This is a genomic window from Burkholderia sp. LS-044 (genome assembly GCF_004803625.1).
Lineage (GTDB): Bacteria > Pseudomonadota > Gammaproteobacteria > Burkholderiales > Burkholderiaceae > Burkholderia > Burkholderia cepacia.
In genome coordinates this window covers 38,941-59,348 of sequence record NZ_SSWO01000029.1, presented here as the reverse complement: position 1 = coordinate 59,348, position 20,408 = coordinate 38,941, and the positions used below count along the sequence as shown (strand labels likewise).

Here is a 20,408-nt window from a genome sequence, read left to right as displayed (position 1 = left end):
CCATCTGCACACGCGTGAGCGCGAGATCCTTCGATAGCGCGGGCGCGACGATACCGAGCGCCGAGCGGTCGACGTAGTTGAGGACCGTGGCCACGAGCAGCATCGACAGTACGCCGTAGCGCACCCGTGATCGCCTGGCGGCGCCTGCGTGCGCGTCGAACTCGCGCATGACCGAAACCTGCTCTTCTGCGGTTTTCAATGTCGTCTCCTGTCTCCTGATTGCAGGGCCGGCGCGCGGTTGTCTCGTACGCCGGCGCTCGTCCGGTCAGCCGCGCCCGACGAACGGCATCGCGCTCGCCATGATCGTCATGTTCAGAATGTTCGCTTCGAGTGGCAGGCTCGCCATCTGCACGATCGCGTCTGCCACGTGCGCGACGTCGATGCGCGGCTCCGGTGCGACGCGGCCGTCGGCCTGCAGCACGCCGTTGTTCATCCGCTCGGTCAGCGACGTGGCGGCGTTGCCGATGTCGATCTGGCCGCACGCGATGTTGAACGGCCGGCCGTCGAGCGCGAGCGAGCGCGTGATGCCGAGGACCGCGTGCTTCGTGGCCGTGTACGCGATCGTGTTCGGGCGCGGCGTGTGCGCGGAGATCGAGCCATTGTTGATGATGCGGCCGCCTTGCGGCGTCTGGCGCTTCATCTGGCGCCACGCGGCGCGGGCGCACAGGAACACGCCGGTCAGGTTGGTGGCGACCACGTCGTTCCAGAACTCAAGCGAATAATCGTCGAGCGGCACGGCGCCTGCGTTGCGGCCCGCGTTGTTGAACAGCACGTCGAGGCGGCCGAAGTCATGCGCAATCCGCGTGAAGCTCGCATCGACCGATGCCTCGTCGGAAACGTCGGTTGGAATGGCCGCGGCCACGCCGCCGGCCCGCTCGACGATCTCCTGCGTCGCGAGCAGCGGATCGATACGCCTGCCGAGCAGCGCGACGGTGAAGCCTGCTCGCGCCAGCGCAACCGCAGCTGCCTGCCCGATTCCGGTGCCGGCGCCCGTCACTGCCGCGATTTTTTTCTCTGCCTGCATTTTCACGCCCTCGTCTTCAGTCCGTTGAACATGCAAAAAGCATTGCGCGGCGACGATTTTGCAGCAATCTTGATTCTTTCAATCAATATCAACCGCCCCGTCCAGACGGGCTGGCGTCAGGGTTTTCCTGAGTTCGCGGCTGCGCCGTTCGCGCGCCGGCACGGCATCGCGCATGGCAGAGGACACGATCGGAATCGGTCGATCATCCGGTCGCTCAATGCCGCGCGGACATGTTGATCGAACCAATCAATATTGACCAGCGCCGACTGCGCTTCGTAGGCTGTGTTCCGTTTTCCGACCCAAGGACGAGACCATGCCTGACAACAATCGCACCCGCCTATTGGTTGCGCGACGCGTTCCCGCCGCAGTCGCCGCACGCGCAGAATCCGAATTCAACGCGCATGTAACGGACGCCGACATGGACGCGCCGTCCGTCGTCGAGTTCTGCAACCGCTACGAGACGCCGGCAGTGCTGATCGGCAAGAAATCGGGGCTGCAGGCCGAGCACATCGCAGCATTGCCGCCGAGCGTGAAGATCATCGCGAACGCGAGCGCCGGGTACGACCACATGGATGTCGCCGCCGCACGCGCACGCGGAATCGCGGTCAGCAACGCCCCCGATGCGCTGACCGACTGCACGGCCGATTTCACGATGCTGCTGGTGCTGGCCGCGTGCCGGCGTGCATCGGAGTACGAGCGTATCGTGCGCACGGGGTGGGGAAAGTCGTTCGGCATGACCGACATGCTCGGCACGCGCGTGAACGGCAAGACGCTCGGAATCGTCGGTTTCGGGCGGATCGGCCGGGCGGTCGCGCAGCGCGCGCGCGGCTTCGGGATGAAGATCGTCTATACCGACCGGCGTCCCGCACCGCCCGAGATCGAGGCCGGCGCACGCTATTGCGCGGATCTCGACACGCTGCTCCCGCAGTGCGACATCCTCACGCTGCACGTGCCCGGCGGCGGTACGCCGTTGATGACCCGCCGCGAATTCGGCTTGCTGCGCGCCGGTGCGGTATTCGTGAATGCGGCACGCGGCAGTCTCGTCGACGAGGATGCGCTTTACGATGCGTTGACGTCGCATCGGCTGTTCGCCGCGGGGCTCGACGTTTACCGGAACGAACCCAACATCGATCCGCGCTTTGCCGCGCTCGACAATGTGTTTCTGTCGCCGCACATGGCGAGCGCGACCATCGAGACGCGCGACCAGATGGGGTTTACCGCGCTTGACAACGTCGCGGCGGTGCTTGACGGGAAGGGGGCGCCGAACGCGCTGTGATGACGGCGGGCGAGAGCGCTCGCCCATGCCGGGGTGTCCGATGACGGAACCCCCGGCTTCAACCGCGTCGTTACTTCAGCCCCCGTGCGTGGCTGCACCTCGCTCAGCGCAATCTCCTGATTGCTGCCAACAAACAACCGCACTGCCTGACTGACGCCTGTTCGGTTCATGGTTGGATCCTCCCTTACGGCCGTGCGTTCGGGCCGAACGCCTTGCGGCTGGCGTGTCGGCGCCACGCCATATCGATCTCCGATCTCGACCTCAAAATGACTGATTCGCTCATTTTTAGGGTAAACGCGTGATTGAATCAGTCGTTTTCTGAGCGTAATATGATTGGGCCAGTCAAGAAAGGGCCTCGCGGCGGAACCCGATGACTGAATCGCTCACTCGAAACGATCGGGATTCTGGAGACAGGAATGAGGAGAAAGTCCGTCGCACTGTTCAGTTTGCTGGGTGTCGCGATGTCGGCACATGCGCAGAGCAGCGTCACGTTGTACGGCTTGATCGACACCTCGCTGATGTACACCAACAATCAGAAGGGCGGCACCAATTACCAGATGTCGAGCGGCGTGTTATCGGGAAGCCGCTGGGGCCTGAAGGGTAGCGAGGACCTTGGCGGCGGACTGAAGGCGATTTTTCAGCTCGAGAATGGCTTCAGCGGCACCACGGGTGCACTCGGCCAAAATGGCCGGGAATTCGGGCGCGCGGCGTGGATGGGACTCGCAACGCAGTACGGCGCCGTCACGCTCGGCAGGCAGAACGAACCGTCGGCCGATTTCGTCGGGCCGCTCGTCGCGTCGAACCAGTGGGCCGGCGGCATCGGCGCGCATCCGGGCGACACGGACAATTTGTATGTGAATGCGCGGATCAGCACCAGCATCAAGTTCATCAGCCGCGATTACGCGGGCTTTCGGATCGGCGGCCTGTTCAGCCTCGGCGGTACGCCGGGCAACTTCAACAACAACCGGATCTGGAGCATCGCCGCCGGTTATACGCGCGGCCCGCTTGCACTTGGAGCGTCATACATCGACACGTCACGTCCCAATACGGCGCTCTGGGACGGCACGGCCGGTGCCGCGGCAATCTCTCCGAACAACACACCGATCCATTCAGGATACGCGTCGGCACGCACGCAGCGCGTCGCATCGGTGGGCGCGAACTACAGCATCGGCGCGGCGAGGTTCGGTCTGATCTATTCGAACTCGCGCTTCGAGGATCTCGGCTCCAATGCGGCTGCTGCACCGATCGCACGCTTCAAAGGCGCGACGGCCGTGTTCGACAACGCGGAGGCGAATTTCAGTTATCAGTTCTCGCCGACGTTGCTCGCGGGGGTTGCGTATTCATATACGCGCAGCCACGGCGCGGGCGACGCGCACTACAACCAGATCGGCGCGGGCGCCGACTACTTCCTGTCGAAGCGGACCGATCTCTATCTGACGACCGCCTACCAGCGCGCGAGCGGCGTCGATTCGACGGGCAAGCAGGCAGTCGCTGCGTTGTGGCCCGTCACCGCTTCGGGCAATTCTCATCAGATCGTCGCGGCGCTCGGCATCCGGCACAAGTTCTGAGCCGCTCGGCGCGACCTAGCATGGCGCCGGGCTGCATGGCACCCCGGCAATAACACGGAGTTTCAGCATGGCAATCACGTTCAAGGGAATTGTTCCGGCACTGATCACGCCGATGACGCATGACGAGGAGATCGACGAGGCAGGGCTGCGCACGCTGGTCGATCGCCTGATCGACGCGGGTGTGCATGGGTTGTTCGTGCTGGGCACCAACGGCGAGTTCATCGCGCTTTCAGAAGCGGAAAAGCTGCGCGTGGCACGCATCGCGGTCGAGCAGTCGCGTGGCCGCGTGCCTGTAATCGCTGGCACGGGCGCATATGCGACCCGCGATGTGATTGCGCTGAATGCGCGGATGCAGGAAGTCGGCGTCGACGCGGTGTCGGTCATTACGCCGTACTTCAACGGCGCGACGCAGTCGGAACTGCTGACGCACTACGAGCGGATCGCGCGCGCAACGACGCTGCCGGTGATGCTGTACACGATCCCCGCGAAGGCGGGCATCACGTTGAGCGTCGATACCGTGCGCCGTCTCGCCGAGATCCCGAACATCCGGGGGATCAAGGACAGCGGCGGAGATTTCGATCGCCTGTTGCAGTTGATCAATCTGCGTCGTGACGATTTCGCGGTGTTCACCGGGACCGACTCGATGATCCTCTGGACGCTGATCGCCGGCGGCGACGGCGCGGTCGCTGCGACGACCAACGCGGTGCCAGGCGTCGTCATGTCGATCTGGAACAACTTCCGCGCCGGCGAGATCGCAGCGGCGCGCCGTGCGCAGGAAGCGCTGCGCCCGCTGCGCGACGCGTTTGCGCTCGGTACGCTGCCGGTCGTGCTGAAGGAGGCGGCTGGCCTCCTCGGGATGCCGGCCGGGCCCGCGCGAGCGCCGGCTCAGCCGCTCGACGCGGCAGCGCGCGAACGCCTCGTGTCTGCGCTCGCGGCCTATCCGCGCGCAGGCTGAGTTCGCGTGCCCCCTCACGAAACCGACTGCAACAGAGAGTCCTGACATGCATCCCACCTATCATTTCCAGACCGTCCGGCACATCGTGCACGGCCCGAACAGTCTCGATCAACTGCCCGACAAGCTCGCGCTGCTCGACCGTCCGGTCCGTCGGATCGCGTTCATCACGCAGCCATTCATTGAAGCGAATGGCGTTGCGGGGCGCGTCGTTTCGGCGCTCGCGAGCAGGGACATCGAGACGCTGATTGTGCGTGACGTACAGCCGGAACCGACGATCGAAAACGTCGAGGCCGTGTTCCGCGAGCAGATCGAGCCGTTTGCACCGGACGCCGTGCTGTCGATCGGCGGCGGCAGCGTACTCGATGCCGCGAAGCTGTTCGCGGTGCGGCTGACCAACGAGCAACCGCTGCGCGAATGGCTCGGCATCGATCTGATCGCGTCTCCCGGCGTGCCGCTGGTTCTCGTGCCGACGACGTCCGGCACCGGCTCCGAAGTCACGCCGAACGCAATCGTCACGTTGCCGGACGAGGAATTGAAGGTCGGTATCGTGAGCCGGCATCTGCTGCCGCAACTGGTGATTCTCGATGCGGCGCTGACGCTCGACTTGCCGAAGCCGATCACGGCCGCAACCGGCATGGACGCGTTCATCCACGCGCTCGAATCGTACATTTCCACCAAGGCGAACCCGGTCAGCGACATGTTCGCGATGGAGTCGATGCGACTCATCGGCGCAAACCTGCTCGACGCTTACGAGAACGGTCATTCACTGCCCGCGCGCGAGGCGATGCTGCTCGGTTCGATGTACGGTGGCCTCGCGTTGACGGCGGCGGGCACGGCGGCCGTTCACGCGCTCGCCTATCCGCTCGGCGGCATGTTCAACATTACGCACGGCGTCGCGAACTCGATGCTGCTGCCGCACGTGATGGCCTTCAATCTCGATGCGATCGTCGGACGGCTCGCGCGAGTCGCGCATGCGCTCGCGATCGCGCGGCACGACGACGGCGATGAGGCGGCGGCGAACAAACTGCTCGAGCGCATCCGCGAATGGACGGCCGCGCTCGCGATCCCGCAGGATTTGCGCGCATTCGGCGTGACCGACGCGCACGTCGAGCCGCTGGCGATCGCCGCGTCGAAGGTCAAGCGACTGCTCGGCAACAACCCGAAGCCGCTCACGCTCGACGACATCAAAGCCATCTACCGGCGGTTGCTGCCATGACCGCGCATTCGAACGACGCCGCGCGGATATTGATCATCGCCGACGATCTGTCGGGGACGGCCGATTGCGCGGTGGCCGGCACGCGCTGCGGTCTCGACAGTCGCATCGGTCTCGACCCGCACCTGGGGGACGTGTGGAGCGATGTCGACGTGCTGGCCATTGATACCGACACGCGGCGCCTTGCGAGCGAAAGCGCGGCTCGGCTGAACCGCGACGCGTGGCGTCGGTATGCCGACGGCCGCAGGCTCTACAAGAAGATCGACTCCACGCTGCGCGGGCATGTCGCCGCTGAAATCGCCGCGCTGGCGGATGCCGGCATGGCGATCGTCGCACCCGCATTTCCTGCCGCCGGCAGGACGACCGTCGGCGGCCGTCAGTACGTGTTCGGCGAGCCGGTCGAGAAGACGGAGGTGTGGCGCAACGAAGGCATTTCGGGCGCCGGAGATCTCGTCGCGATGCTGTCGTACGGGGGATTGCGTGTCGCGCACGTCGATCTGGCCGCCGTGCGTGGCGGCGTTGCCGCGTTGCGCGACCGATTCGTCGCGTGCCATGCCGCACGCAGCGATGCGGTCGTGTGCGACAGCGAAACGGACGATGACCTGGCGAACGTCGCGGCGGCCTCGTCGACGCTCGACGACGTGTTCTGGGTCGGTTCGGCTGGACTCGCGGCTCCGCTCATTGCGCGCCTGACCGGCGAGTCGCGATCGGCTGCGCAGTGCGGCGGCGTGCCAGGACCGTTCCCGGGTCCGGGTGCGGCCCATCCGCGCGGCATCCTGACACTGGTCGGCAGCATGTCGAGCGTCTCGCACCGACAGGTCGCCGAACTACACGCGGCGGCCGCCGATTCGGTCGATCGTTTCGACGTGGATGCCCGCGAACTGCTCGATCCGGTCAGCTCGGCCGCGCTGACGCTGGCCACGCGCGTCGCGGCCACCCTGATGCGAGGTCGCCACGCGATCGTCGCGCTTGACCAGGCCGAACGGGTCGCGGCCGACGACGGCGCGTTGCTCGCGCGGCGCCTGGCCGATGATCTCGCACCTGCCGTCGATCACGCGGCCGGCGTGATCGCGACCGGCGGCGAGACGGCGCGCGCGCTGCTGTCGGCGATCGGCGTTAACACGCTGCAGGTCGTCGCAGAAATCGAAACCGGCGTGCCGTTGCTGGCCGCCGACCATCACGGCCGCGTGTTGCCGGTCGTCACGAAGGCGGGCGGCTTCGGCCAGCCCGATTCGCTACATCGTGCATGGCAACGGCTCGTCGCCATGCAGCAAGCGGACGCGCATCCAGCGCGTCCATTCAGCGGAGAGGAAGACATGACATATCGTCCGGTAATCGGAATCACGATGGGCGATGCCGCCGGCGTGGGACCTGAAATCATTATGAAGAGTCTCGCGCATGCGTCGGTCTACGACGGCTGCCGACCGCTCGTGATCGGCGACGCTCGGCGGCTGGCCGACGCTGCCCGGCGTACGGGTGTGTCGCTCGTGGTGCGGCCGATCGCGAAGCCGGCCGACGCGCAATTTCGCTACGGCGAAGTCGACTGCATCGATCTTGGCCTGATTCCGGCCGACCTGCCGTACGGCAAGCTGTCGCCGGTTGCCGGCGATGCCGCGTACCAGTACATCGCGCGCACTGTCGAGCTTACGTCCGCGGGTGAGCTAGACGCGATCTGCACGGCGCCGCTGAACAAGGAAGCGCTGCATGCGGGCGGGCATATTTTCCCCGGCCATACGGAAATGCTCGCGCATCTGACCGGCATTCCGGAGGTATCGATGATGCTCGTCGCGCCGAAGCTGCGCGTGATTCACGTGACGACACACATCGGGATCATCGACGCGATTCGCTGCATCGAACCCGGGCTCGTGCAGCGCACGATCGAGCGTGCGCACGAGACCCTCGTGCGCACGGGCATCGAATCGCCGCGCATCGGTGTGTGCGGGATTAATCCGCACGCGGGTGAGAACGGGCTGTTCGGCTATGGCGAGGAAGAAGAAAAGATCGTCCCAGCAGTCGCGGTGCTGCGCGAGCGCGGGTGGGACGTGGAAGGGCCGCTTCCGGCCGACACGCTGTTCTTTCGCGCTGGGCGCGGGGATTTCGACGTGGTCGTCGCGATGTACCACGACCAGGGACACGGGCCGGTCAAGGTGATGGGACTCGAAGCCGGCGTCAACGTCACGGTCGGCCTGCCGGTGATTCGCACGTCGGTCGATCACGGTACCGCGTTCGACATCGCGGGCAAGGGCATCGCAGACGAAGGCAGCCTGCTCGAGGCGCTCAAGCAGGCTCAAGACCTCGCAACGCGCCGCGCCGTCCAGGCCGCCTGAGCCGGTTCGACGATCCGCCGCGCGGCCGGGGCCCCGTATCGGCGCAACCCGGCGCGTTGCAGAAAAAATATGGAGACATCGATGAATCAGTTCACTGTATGGGACACCACCATCATTGTCGCGATGGTGTGCGCGTATATCGCGGCCACGGGTTGGCTCAGCATCCGGTTGCGCAGCAAGACGCCGGAGCAGTTCATGGTAGCGGGGCGCTCGACGCCCGCGATCGTCATCGCGGTGCTGCTGATGTCCGAGTTCATCGGCGCGAAGTCGACGATCGGCACGTCGCAGGAGGCGTTCAAGGTCGGTATCGCCGCATCTTGGTCGGTGCTCGCCGCATCGATCGGATTCCTGCTGTTCGGCCTCTTCATGGCGAAGCGGCTGTATCGGTCTGGTGAGTTCACCATCTCCGGTTTCATCGCGCAGAAGTACGGCAAGACGGCAAAGCTCGTCGTGTCGGCGGTGATGATCTACGCATTGTTCATCGTCAACGTCGGGAATTACGTGAGCGGCGCGGCCGCGATCTCCACGGTGCTGCGTGTCAATCTGCCGACCGCCGCGTTCATCACCGCGGTTGTCAGCACGATCTATTTCGCGTACGGCGGGCTCAAGAGTGTCGCGTACGTGACCATCTTCCACAGCGCGGTCAAGCTGATCGGCATCGCAATCCTCGTGTGGGTCGCGCTGTCGATGACGGGCGGCATCACGCCGATGGTGCACGCGATGCCGCAGCATTACTTCACCTGGAACGGATTGCTCAACGGCGGCACGATCGGCGCGTGGATCATCGGCACTGCCGGTGCGATCTTCTCGACACAATTCATCATCCAGGCGATTTGCGGTGCGAAATCCGCGAATGACGCACGCAGTTCCACGCTCATCGCCGCCGCCCTGTGCGTGCCACTCGCGGTTGCGCTCGGCGTGCTCGGCGTCGCTGCCCGCTACCTGTTTCCGAACATCAAGAGCCTTTACGCGCTACCGGTTTTCCTGCAGCACATGCATCCGGTGTTGGCGGGCATCGTCACGGTTTCGCTGGTCGCGTCGATCTTCGTGAGTGTCAGTACGGTCGCGCTGGCGATTGCATCGCTGATCGTGAAGGATTTCTACGTGCCGCGCTACCAACCGACTCCGGAACGTGAACTGCGTACGACACGCATCATCTCCTTTGTCGTCGGGTTTCTGCCGCTGATCTTTGTGCTGTTCGTGCCGCAGATTCTTGCGCTGTCGTTCTTTACGCGCGCGCTGCGATTGACGGTAACGGTGGTTGCGTTGATGGGAATTTATCTGCCGTTCTTCAATAGCAACCGCGGGGCGATTTCTGCACTCGTCATCGCCACGCTGGCGACCACCGTCTGGTACCTCCTTGGCAACCCGTTCGGGATCGACAACATGTACGTGTCGCTCGTGGTGCCGGCCATCGTGATGGCCGCCGAGAGGCTGTTGTTTCCGATTTCGCGTACGCCATCGAACACGCGTGTCGCGCACAACGACGCGTGACACGGAAGTGATCGATTGCGCGATGAACCAACACAAAGGGATTTCAACGATGACGTCTACATCCACCTTGCCTGAGCAGGCGACGACGATGCCGGGGGCGCTGCATCATCCCATAGGCGACGACGCACGAACCGACGCGTATCTACCGACGACGACTGTGCAGAATCACGCGGCCAACCTGATCGGACTCGCCAACGGCGATCTGTTGTGCGTGTGGTTCGGCGGCACGCAGGAAGGCATTCCCGATATTTCCATCTACCTGGCGCGCCTCGAGGCGGGCAGCAAGACGTGGAGCGAACCGGAACGTCTATCCGACGACCCGACGCGCTCCGAGCAGAACCCGGTATTGTTCGAGACGCCGGAAGGCGAGTTGTGGCTTATCTATACGGCGCAGCAATCGGGTCATCAGAATACTGCGATCGTCCGGCGCCGTGTGTCGCGCGACAACGGACGCACATGGGGCCCGGTCGACACGCTGTTCGACCGACCGGGCACCTTCGTGCGGCAGCCGATTGTCGTCGCACTGGACGGCGCATGGCTGTGTCCGGCTTTCCTGTGCCGCGTGACGCCGGGCGAACGCTGGTCGGGCAACGACGATGTCAGCGTCGTGATGCGCTCGACCGATCGCGGCGCGAGCTGGACCGAGCACGAAGTGCCGGCGAGCGTGGGATGTGTCCACATGAACATCCAGCCGCTGGAGGATGGCACGCTGGTTGCGTTGTTCCGCAGCCGCTGGGCCGATCACGTATACATCAGCCGCTCGATAGACGGCTGCGCATGGAGCGAGCCGCAGGCACTCGACCTACCGAACAACAATTCGTCAATCCAGTTCGTCGCGCTCGCGAATGGCCATCTCGGACTCGTATTCAACCGCAGCAGCGCCGCGCTGAGTACCGCGCGCCGCACATCGCTGTACGACGACATCGAGGATTCGGAAGACAGCGGTGTGCTCGCCACACAGGCGGCGTCGGCGCGTGGCACGGCGTTCTGGGGTGCGCCCCGCGCACCTATGACGCTCGCCGTCTCGCTCGACGGCGGCTGCACGTGGCCGCTGATGCGCAATCTCGAGACCGGCGACGGCTACTGCATGACGAACAATTCGACGGATAAATTGAATCGCGAATTCTCGTATCCGTCGATCGTTCAGTCGCGGGATGGCACGCTGCACATCGCGTATACGTACTTCCGGCAACGAATCAAGTATGTTGCCGTCGCCGAGGATTGGGTGTCCGCCGGCGCGCGCGCGGCTGCGTAGGCACGGGGGGCCGGGCGGAACAGGTTGGGAAAATGGATACACTACGTCGTCGCAATCGCATTCGCGCATTCATATGCAGCGCGAGTGGTCCGTGCATTCAACCTTTTCCCGATCAGAACATGAAAGTTACCCACCGCCGGGAGGCCATGCTCCAGGCCGTCCTGTCCGGAATGACCGAAGTCGCGGCGTTGTGCGACCACTTCGGTATGTCAGAAGCCACGGTGCGTCGCGACCTGCGAGCGCTGGCCGACGAAGGTCTGATTCTGCGAACCTACGGCGGTGCGGCGTCGGTCAGCGCGCACGTGCCAGAGGAATCGCTCGAGCAGCGCAGTCACAGCTTCCAGGCGGAGAAGGAGGCGATCGGCGAGGCCGCTGCGCAACACGTTGCGGCCGGTGACACGGTGTTCCTCGACGGCGGGACGACGACAGCGGCACTCGCGAAAGCGCTTTCGGCACGTCATGACGTTCGCGTCGTGACGAACAATCTACTGGCCGTGCAGCGCCTCGCGGGCAGCAGCGTGCCGTTGATGCTGCTGGGTGGCGACGTGCGCGAATCAAGCATGAGCACGTTCGGCCCGATCGCGCAACTTGCGCTGACACGCATCAGTTTCGACAAGGCATTTCTGGGTGCGGATGGTGTCGTTCCAGGGCGGGGCTTGTGCGAAGCGACGGCCGAACAGGCGTACCTGAAGGAATGCGTGATGCGGCAGGCGGCGGACGTCTTCGTGCTGGCCACAGCCGACAAGCTGAATCGCGACAGCCAGCAGCATTGGGCACCGATCGAGAAGCCATGGACGCTGATCACCGATGCAGCTCCATCGAACGAACGACTGCGCGCTTTCGAGCATGTCGCCGGTGTGACGGTCGAGTCGGTCGTGGTCAAAGAGGACGCCGCGACGTAACGGTAGTGCGAAAAATTGCCCCGTTTCATCGGATGGAGACAAACGTGATGCACCGAATCATCGTGACAGGAGCCAGTTCCGGCATCGGGCGTGCCATCGCGGTGCGGCTGCTCGACGACGGCCATGAGGTCATCGGGCTGAGCCGCACGTCGCCTGATCTGTCGCACGTCGGGTTCCGGCATGTACGGGCAGATCTAACGGATCTGGACGCGATTGGCGCCGTCGTGACGGCAATCGGTGCCGTGGACGGCCTCGTGCATGCAGCCGGGTTCTTGAAAACCGCGCGGCTCGGTGCGCTTGATGCGGGGAGCGGGGAGGCGATGTGGCGAATCCATGTGGGCGCTGCGGCCATGCTCGCTGACGCGCTGGTTCCTATGATGCGCGATGGCGGCCGTATCGTGTTGGTGGGAAGTCGTACGTCAGGCGGTGCGGCAGGGCGCAGCCAGTATGCGGCCGCGAAGGCCGCGATCGTCGGAATGGCACGATCGTGGGCGATCGAACTGGCGCCGCGCGGCATCACCGTCAATGTCGTGTCACCGGCCGCCACCGAGACGCCGATGCTCGCCGATCCAGCCCGCACGTCGAGTGCGCCCGTCATCCCGCCTATCGGTCGATACATCCGGCCGGGCGAGGTGGCGTCGCTCGTGACATACCTGCTGGGTCCCGAAGCAGGCGCCATTACCGGACAGCAGATCATGATTTGCGGCGGGAGTTCGCTTCCAGCTGCAGGGGCCTCGACGACTTGAAAGCGATCGTCAGACGGGTTTCCGGTTCTGGATGATGTCGTCGGCCAAGACGTCCTGTCGATACTTGCTGCCCCAGTCGGGGCTAAGTACATCGGACGAGAATAACACTCCGGGAACAATCTGAACGAGGTGACTCATTGACGGAAAGTCCTATGCGAATTGCACGTCGAAGGGCGCGATGGCGTAGCGAGCATTGCAGCTCCACACCTCCGCCCCGTCGCACGCCGTGTGGGTAGTGACTCACAGCACAGGCGCGAGCTAAAGTTAAACGAATTGTGACTCACTGCGTAACTAGCTACAAAATTCTGCCGCGGGTCACCGCCATGTTCGCGGCGCATCCGGGCCTTTGTGAAATCACTGTGGTCGATCGACCCTGCTGGTTCCGCATAACGGATAGCGGGCACGGCGGGCGCCCATGGGTGCGTTCCGAGAGCGATTTGCACTGTGCTGGATGGTTCGTTGCTGCAGCGACAAGTTTTCTTCTGCGCACAGGTCACGTAAGCAGATGTTCGTTATCGAATTTATGAATTATCTAATTCGTCGAGCGGATGGAATGGAGCTGGCGGGACGAATTCGCGTGCTGTCCCGCAATCGAACTTAGTCAGATGATGCCGACGTTCAACTCCATGCCGCCAAAGTTTATTCTCGACCAGCTTCGGCACCGTGTTGCATTACGGGGAGAGGGAATGTGGATGATGCTTAAGGAGTACGAACTCGAAGCTTGTTGTTCCGTAATGTCGGCACGATCGTATCGAGGCAACTTGCCGAAATGACCGTATGCGGCCGTGCACTCGGCGAGGCGTCACGGACGCTCGATACGCACATTTACCGGCTCTGAAAGGAGCGTGGGTTGTTGCTCGCGAATGGAGTGAGGCTCGGTGCCGTTTACACCCGAGGCTATCGGCTCGAGGAACTGTCGCAGAGGACGAATACGGCCGACGGAGCGACGGTCGGTTCCTTATGACCCTCAACGCTGGTGTCGGCTGTCCGCTGGGTTTCATCAGCAAGCGGGCGTTCACGTTTAACCAACGAGATCATTTATTGTCGAATCTGGGCCAGCCAATTCTCTAAAAAACTATTCCCGTACCAATCGCCAAATCATCAAATTTTGGGATTTTTCGTGATCGTGTAAGGAAATCCTTATCGGATGTTTGAGGCGAATCCTAAGTAATTGTAGGATTATGCAGTTATATTGAATTATTTCTCTTTTCATTTACAATGATTAACAGTATTGGATAGGGTGTCGGGCTACGCTTTGTGCTGTCGAGTGCATGCGACGGCAACGATGAAACGCCATTGCAGCCCCGCGATGATGCGTATTTCCACATAAATATTCGGGTGAATGGTGTGAGTGAAACGAGAAAAAAAGTCGGATATGCCCGTGTATCAACCGATGAACAGCATCTCGATATGCAGATCAAGGCGCTCGAGGGGTTTGGCTGCGATGTCACCTATTTCGATAAAGGTATCTCCGGTGCAAGATTCGATCGTCCGGGCTTGCATAGCGCGCTTGAGATCATGACCCAGGGCGACACGCTCGTCGTCTGGAAGCTCGACAGGCTCGGCCGGTCTCTTGGTCATCTGGCGAACATCATGGCGCAGCTTGACAAGCGAAAGATCCGCGTCGTTTCGCTGACTGAATATATCGATACGAGATCATCGAGCGGCCGGTTCACGTTTCATATGCTTGCGGCGCTTGCAGAGTTCGAGCGCGGGCTGATCAGCGAGCGCACGCGCGCCGGCATGGAGGCGGCGCGTGATCGCGGTAGCAAGATTGGCCGACCGAAGATCTTGAACGATGCGCAATGCATCGAGGCGCGCGATTTGTTGAAACAATTTACGCCGTCACAAGTCGCAAAGCAGTTCAATGTACATCGCACTACCTTGATGCGATACGTGAAATCTCATCTGGTAAATGATCAGTGCAACCTTGCGAGGGGTGTTGAGTCTGAGTGAGTTTGGCTAATTAATTATAAGTCGATTATTTCTGGCGGATGTCGGTGATATGTTGTTTTAATTGGTGCGTAAATTAGCTTGCGCAGACGTTGTTTTCTATTGCATAGCGAATCAAATCGGCATTATTGTGGATTCCCAGCTTCTGCATAAGCCTCATCTTGTGTGTGCTGATCGTTTTGGCGCTCAGAGAAAACTCCGCAGCGATTTCATTGACGGTATAGCCGGCGGCGAGACGTTCCAGCACCTGCAGTTCGCGAGTTGACAACACTTCTTTGTCAGCTGGCGACGACTGAGGCGCATCGAAGACCACCGCTTCGACGAGCTTCGGATCGATGAAGCGGCCGCCGCCGGCGAGCCGGTGAATCGCTGAAATCAGGATCTGAGGCTCGCTGTCCTTCGCCAGGTAGCCGGACGCGCCCGCGCGCAGCGCGCGCGTGACCGTCTGGCTGTCGTTATGGACGCTCAGCACGAGGATCGGCAGCGTCGGATATCCGTGACGGATCGCGCGGATCAGCTCGACGCCGGACAACCCCGGCAGTGTCATATCGAGAAGCAGCATGTCGATTGGCTGAACGCGCAACCGTTCAAGCCCCTCACTACCGTCCCTGGCCTCCGCAACGACGACGATGTCAGGCGTCATGGCGAGGATCTGTTTGATGCCGGCGCGAACGAGGGTGTGATCGTCGACGATAAGGGTGCGGATCATAAGGCGGATCGAAACTCGGCGAAATGCTGGGGCAGACTGGATTTCGCCGCACCGATTCGGTGCGGTGACGGCGATTTCCCGCAAGTGTTGCTTCGCAATGGGAAAGAATTGAAGCGATTATAATTGTGCGGGAAAAAATTCGCAGTTACGCATGCCAGCATTGACTACATCGCATAATCGCGTGACGGCGAGGAGGCGGGCGGGGCCCATGCGAGCACTTTTTGCAGTCAGCGGTGTCACGGTTTCATGAACAGAAGACAGATCCTGCTCGGTGGATGCGGATCCATCGTGACGACGGCGATCCGCGCGCCGCGTCCGATTTCGTCGTCGCCGAACGTGGTATTCCTCAATCCTGGCGAGTCCGCTCAGCGCGCGAACGGGCAACAGTGGCAACTCATGACGCGGTTCATGACGGCAGCCGCGAAAGCATTGCAGATGCGGCTCGAGGTCGTGTATGCCGAGCGCGATCACCTGCTGATGCTCCGTCAGGCGGAAGCGCTTGCACATCGCGCGTCCGCGCCCGACTACGTCGTGATCGCGAACGAAAAGCTCATGGCGCCGGAGATGCTGAGGTTGCTGAGTCGATCGACCGCCATGATCATGTTGGTCCATAACGACATGACGCCGGCGCAGCGCAACGAGATTGGCCACGAGCGCGGCGCCTTCCGCAACTGGATTGGTACGGTTAAATCCGACACGAGAAGCGCCGCGTTCCGATTGATGAAATATCTCTATCGAACGATGGAAGGGGTATCGCCCAGGGTCGTGGGCATTACCGGCGATCCATCGACACCTGTGTCGCTCGAGCGTGCGCGAGGCGTACAGGACTGGTTGACGTATGTGCCGCACGCTCGCCTGAACCAGCTGGCCTTCGGCAACTGGCGCTTCGATGACGCCTACGACAAGGCCCGGATTCTGTTGAAGCGATACCCGGATACCAACATGATATGGGCGGGAAACGATGCGATGACGTTGGGCGCGCAGCGGGCATGCGACGAGCAGGGGGCAAACGTGATCGTCGGAGGGATGGGTGCGTTGCCGGAGGCGCTCGTCGGTATCATGCGTGGCCGGCTGACGGCGATGATGGCGGGAGACTACTTCGTCGGGGCGTTTGCGATGGTTTTGATCCACGATCACCACGCTGGAATGGACTTTGCCGTGAATGGCGACGCGCGCCGGAAATTCGACTTCCTCACGCTTGTACATCGTGGAAACGCATCGTTCTATTACGAGCGGCTGTTCGACGGCGCCGGTGATCCCGATTTCAGCATTTTTTCCCGACGCCGCGGTACCGGTTGCGCCGACTACGACTTCAGCATCGATCGTCTACTTCACCACGTGAAGAAATTTTCATGACGTCTCGCGTCAAATCGCCGATACGCGTGCGTTGGCGTCTTGGGTTGCACGGCCAGATGATGTTGGCGTTGTTTGTCATGGTGTCGATCGTTGGCGGAATCGGCGGCTACACGTTGATTGCACACGAAGAGAAAGTTTATCTCGCGGCGGTGCAGGGTGAGACGTCACGCATCAGCGGCATCCTCAGCCTGGCGGTCGCGCCGGCGCTCTGGAATGTCGACAAATCGTCCATCGATGCGCTGCTCAATTCTCTTGCGGCGAACCCGGAAGTCCTCGAGCTCACCGTCACCGCAGCCAACACGGGCATCGTTTCATCGGTAAAGCCGCGTCCTGCCGGCTTGCCGACGGACCAGGTCGTTCAGGTGACCGCGATATATCACGTGCGTCAGGGTAGTGGGCAATCGGAGCGACTGGGTGAACTTCGCGTGGTGATGTCGAAAGACCCCGCAAGAGTTCAGGTTCGACGCGCACACAAGACGCTGTTCGTTATACTTTTTTGCGTGCTGGCAGGACTCTATTTCGCCACGTTTCATCTGCTGCAATGGCTTGTGCTGCGACCGATTGCAAGGCTGTCACTGGACGTCGACCGAATTGCATCGGGCGATCTGAATGTCAAATGCCCGGTTGGAGCGAACGACGAGCTTGCCGTATTCGCGACGCGTGTCAACGCCATGGCCAGCAATCTACGCGCGACGATGGGATTGTTGCGCGCGAGCGAGGAAAAGTATCGGTGCATCTTCGAGAACGCGAGCGAAGGGATATTCCTGCTGAACCGACGCGGCCGGTTTCTGGACGTGAACCCAGCGATGGTCCGATTGTTCGATTACCCGTCAGCTGGCCGTCTGAAGGAGGCAAGCGTGGGCGGAGATGCGCCCGCACATTTGTTTTCCGCGGCGCAGGTGAGCGAACTATTCGCTAAGGCGGCAACGAATCAAGGAATCGTCGGGCTCGAGATGCCGTTGCGCAAGTTGCATGGCGAACGGATATGGGTGGAACTCAACGCCCGGGCCGTGAGGAACGCGTCCGGAACCGTTGAGCTGCTGGAGGGCATGATCGCGGATGTTACCGTGCAGCGACATGCACGCATACGATTGCTGAGAAATCGCGAGAGCCTTGCCCGAGAAGTTGCCGAGCGGCGGCGCGCCGAGGCCGATCTACTGGATTCAAAGCATCAACTGCAGCAGTTGGCCGCCCACATGGAATCGATCCGTGAGGATGAGCGCAAGCAGATTGCAATGACGATTCACGACGAACTCGGTCAACTGTTGACCGCATTGAAAATAAACCTCGCGCTGTTCGGAAGGCGTATACCGGCTTCCGAGCAGCACGCCGTAAAAATTGCCGAGATGACGGAGCTTGTAGACAGAACGCTGCGGATCGTGCGGGACGTCGCGAGCAATCTTCGTCCAGCCGCGCTCAATTACGGCCTGGCGTCCGCCCTGGAATGGCTGGCGTCGGAATTTTCGCGTCACGGGATGCCGTGCCGTTTCCTCCTCGCCGGCGAAGAGCCTCGGCTCGACGATGCGCGCGCGACCGCCGTATTTCGTGTGGCCCAGGAGGCGCTTACCAATGTCGCGCGGCATGCCAATGCGACTCGCGCCGAATTGCGCATCGTCGATCTGGGCGCGGCCTATGAGCTCACGGTCGAGGACGACGGTCAGGGCTTCGAAACGGACATAAAACACCGGCGAAACTCCTATGGCTTGCTCGGAATGCAGGAACGGGCGCGCGCGCTGGGCGCGACTATCGAGATTGACAGTGCTGTCGGGAACGGGACGATCGTCCGGGTCGTGTTGCCGAAAACGTTGAACATATCGCAACAGTCGCACCAGACATGGTGATAGCGGCATCGCTGCAAGCATCCATCCGGTCGGCTATTCACTGCGGAAAAAGGATGTCGGACGAGACTCCGCATCTGTTCGCGCGCCATGCAATGTCTGTACGAACCCGGCAGATGTTTTTTTGTTGCATTCCGTCACGAAGGCTCTCTATACTGGACCCGTCTTCGCAGTATGTTGCGGTGACGATCATGATCCGCAGCATAGCGGAGCAGGGAATCCACTTCGAAATCGTCGTGTGCCGTCCCGCGGCACGAATCGGCGCTCCTTCCATTTGAAGCAATAATTGCGACCGGCTTCGCCGGTCGCGGTTTTCGTTCGCCATGCGCTCTGTTCGTGCGTGTGGCTGCCGTCTGTCGCCTGTTCATCGATTCGGAAACGTGGTGCCTCCCGAAGTCGCGCATTTATTTCGCATTCCATGATAAATGGCGATATCGAAGAGAAAAAAGGGAATCAAAGAGGGAAAGCTTTTAAACCGCAAGGAGAATCCGTGTATGACGTATCCCGACATTCTTCGTACGTTGCACAACCTGATCGCAGCGCCGCTCATCGAACAGACGCCGTCCTTTCTCGACGAAGCCAGAAGCGACGTGAGAGAGGCCGTCAACGCGCTGCTGCCGAACCTGCTCGCGGCAATCGTCCACCGGGGGCTGTCGAGCCCTTCGGAAGCCACTGCATTGATGGCCGTGCTCGACTCGCCTCGTCTCGATCCGGCACTGCCGCAAGGGAATCTGGACAATTTCTTTTCCGGCGGTGCAGTAACCGAATCGCACATCACGGCAGGAACCGCGCTACTCGCCGAACTTTTCGGGGATCGCGTTCACGACATGGAGCGTGCCACGGCAAGCCTGGCGAACCTCAGGCTGGGAAGCGGCAGGGCACTGCTCGCGATGGTCGCACCGTTCGCTTTCGCCGTTCTCCGACATGCTTGGATGACTAGCGAAGAGGGAACCGACCGCGTGTCTCTCGTCCGCCTTCTGCACGCTCAGCGGCACGCCGTTCATCCGGCCCTGCAGGAGCGGTTTCTGTCGGCGCTCGGCATGCCGTCTGCGGCGACCTGGCTCGAATCGACCGCCGACCCGGACGCAGCTCTGGCACGACCGGTCAGTGCGGCCGTACAGACGCGGCATGACGAAGGCAAGCGACGGCGTCGTGCGTTATGGGTGATCCTGCTGCTCTTGCTCGCTGTACTGCTCCTGCTTGCCTATTGCTCGCATCGCACGCCTGGCACGACCGAGAAGGCGGCGGAAACGGCTTCCGCGGCATCGGCCGTTCCCGCATCGTCGTCGCAACCGGCATCGTCCGCAACCGCGGCATCGGCGGCTCCCGCAGTCGACAAGGCCTCCGAATCCGCGGCAAGTTCGGTTGAAAGCGTGAAGCCACAGGTCGGCACGACGCCGCCTTTGCTCGACGTTCGCTTCAGTTATGCCAGTGCAGCGCTGCCCGACGATTTCAAGCAGACCGCTTCGGAATGGGTGGCTTACGCGAAGGAGCACGCGGATGCCATGTTCGAGGTGACGGGGTTCGCCGATGACACGGGCGAGCAAGCCCTGAACGAGCACCTCGCGGACCGTCGCGCAGAAGCGGTCATGGCGGCGTTGGTGGCGGCCGGGGTCGACACGCCGCGGTTCTCGAAAGCTGCGCCCCGGATCGTGAGCCAGGCGACGGATGCCGCGGCGGCGCGGCACGCCGAAGTCCGACCGAAGCCGTGACGTGCATGCCGGCCTTGTGCTTCGTGCCGGCCCGGTCTCGTGGTCGCTTGCTTGCCCGCGGCGCCCGCGCGCTCGGGCGG

At 62.3% G+C, this 20,408-nt stretch carries 16 protein-coding genes and 1 pseudogene; 14 read left to right on the top strand and 3 right to left on the bottom strand.

From position 1 onward, the window contains the following. Window positions 1-169 (bottom strand): annotated as a pseudogene (locus E9536_RS39455) (MFS transporter); the annotation flags it as partial. A gap of 96 nt (window positions 170-265) precedes the next feature. Continuing rightward, complete coding sequence (locus E9536_RS39450) at window positions 266-1,024, bottom strand: SDR family oxidoreductase (protein ID WP_136472995.1); 759 nt, start codon at window positions 1,022-1,024, stop codon at window positions 266-268. Window positions 1,025-1,054: 30 nt separating this feature from the next. Between E9536_RS39450 and E9536_RS39445 the strand changes: the two genes are divergently transcribed. The 11 genes from E9536_RS39445 to E9536_RS39395 all read left to right on the top strand — a co-directional run bounded on the left by E9536_RS39445 (window position 1,055) and on the right by E9536_RS39395 (window position 14,716). Next, window positions 1,055-1,261, top strand: a complete 207-nt coding sequence (locus tag E9536_RS39445) for a hypothetical protein (protein ID WP_136472989.1) — start codon at window positions 1,055-1,057, stop codon at window positions 1,259-1,261. A 76-nt stretch (window positions 1,262-1,337) separates the two neighbouring features. Next, window positions 1,338-2,300, top strand: a complete 963-nt coding sequence (locus tag E9536_RS39440; protein WP_136472987.1) for a D-glycerate dehydrogenase — start codon at window positions 1,338-1,340, stop codon at window positions 2,298-2,300. 416 nt (window positions 2,301-2,716) lie between these two features. Further along, entirely contained in the window at window positions 2,717-3,868 is a 1,152-nt protein-coding gene (locus E9536_RS39435) for a porin (RefSeq protein WP_136472985.1), read from the top strand. A gap of 67 nt (window positions 3,869-3,935) precedes the next feature. Beyond that, window positions 3,936-4,823: a 4-hydroxy-tetrahydrodipicolinate synthase gene (gene dapA, locus E9536_RS39430; RefSeq protein ID WP_136472983.1), complete on the top strand. Its 888-nt coding sequence runs from the start codon at window positions 3,936-3,938 to the stop codon at window positions 4,821-4,823. A 46-nt stretch (window positions 4,824-4,869) separates the two neighbouring features. Next, complete coding sequence (locus tag E9536_RS39425; protein WP_136472981.1) at window positions 4,870-6,039, top strand: iron-containing alcohol dehydrogenase; 1,170 nt, start codon at window positions 4,870-4,872, stop codon at window positions 6,037-6,039. Beyond that, a complete protein-coding gene (gene pdxA, locus E9536_RS39420; protein WP_136472979.1) occupies window positions 6,036-8,363 on the top strand; it encodes a 4-hydroxythreonine-4-phosphate dehydrogenase PdxA in 2,328 nt (775 codons plus the stop codon). Before E9536_RS39425 ends, pdxA begins: the two co-directional genes overlap by 4 nt. Window positions 8,364-8,444: 81 nt before the next feature. Then, a complete protein-coding gene (locus E9536_RS39415) occupies window positions 8,445-9,857 on the top strand; it encodes a sodium:solute symporter family protein (protein WP_136472977.1) in 1,413 nt (470 codons plus the stop codon). An 88-nt stretch (window positions 9,858-9,945) separates the two neighbouring features. Further along, a complete protein-coding gene (locus E9536_RS39410) occupies window positions 9,946-11,112 on the top strand; it encodes an exo-alpha-sialidase (RefSeq protein ID WP_247873586.1) in 1,167 nt (388 codons plus the stop codon). A 119-nt stretch (window positions 11,113-11,231) separates the two neighbouring features. Then, window positions 11,232-12,014: a DeoR/GlpR family DNA-binding transcription regulator gene (locus E9536_RS39405; protein WP_136472973.1), complete on the top strand. Its 783-nt coding sequence runs from the start codon at window positions 11,232-11,234 to the stop codon at window positions 12,012-12,014. Window positions 12,015-12,046: 32 nt separating this feature from the next. After that, window positions 12,047-12,760 (top strand): SDR family oxidoreductase, encoded by a 714-nt coding sequence (locus E9536_RS39400; RefSeq protein ID WP_136472971.1) that lies wholly within the window; start codon window positions 12,047-12,049, stop codon window positions 12,758-12,760. Window positions 12,761-14,017: 1,257 nt separating this feature from the next. Continuing rightward, window positions 14,018-14,716: a recombinase family protein gene (locus E9536_RS39395; protein WP_247873581.1), complete on the top strand. Its 699-nt coding sequence runs from the start codon at window positions 14,018-14,020 to the stop codon at window positions 14,714-14,716. 73 nt (window positions 14,717-14,789) lie between these two features. Here E9536_RS39395 and E9536_RS39390 read toward each other — a convergent pair whose 3' ends face one another. Next, entirely contained in the window at window positions 14,790-15,422 is a 633-nt protein-coding gene (locus E9536_RS39390) for a response regulator transcription factor (RefSeq protein WP_136472969.1), read from the bottom strand. Between the two features lie 246 nt (window positions 15,423-15,668). On the opposite strand from E9536_RS39390, the gene E9536_RS39385 reads away from it, so the two are divergent. The 3 genes from E9536_RS39385 (at window position 15,669) to E9536_RS39375 (ending at window position 20,328) form a co-directional block, all read left to right on the top strand. Continuing rightward, the gene (locus tag E9536_RS39385; RefSeq protein WP_136472967.1) at window positions 15,669-16,778 is read left to right on the top strand and encodes an ABC transporter substrate-binding protein; all 1,110 of its coding nucleotides are present in this window, start codon (window positions 15,669-15,671) and stop codon (window positions 16,776-16,778) included. After that, the gene (locus tag E9536_RS39380; RefSeq protein WP_136472965.1) at window positions 16,775-18,619 is read left to right on the top strand and encodes a PAS domain S-box protein; all 1,845 of its coding nucleotides are present in this window, start codon (window positions 16,775-16,777) and stop codon (window positions 18,617-18,619) included. The genes E9536_RS39385 and E9536_RS39380 overlap by 4 nt, the downstream gene beginning before the upstream one ends. Before the next feature lie 491 nt (window positions 18,620-19,110). Continuing rightward, the gene (locus E9536_RS39375; RefSeq protein WP_168799631.1) at window positions 19,111-20,328 is read left to right on the top strand and encodes an OmpA family protein; all 1,218 of its coding nucleotides are present in this window, start codon (window positions 19,111-19,113) and stop codon (window positions 20,326-20,328) included. The last annotated feature ends 80 nt before the right edge of the window (window positions 20,329-20,408 follow it).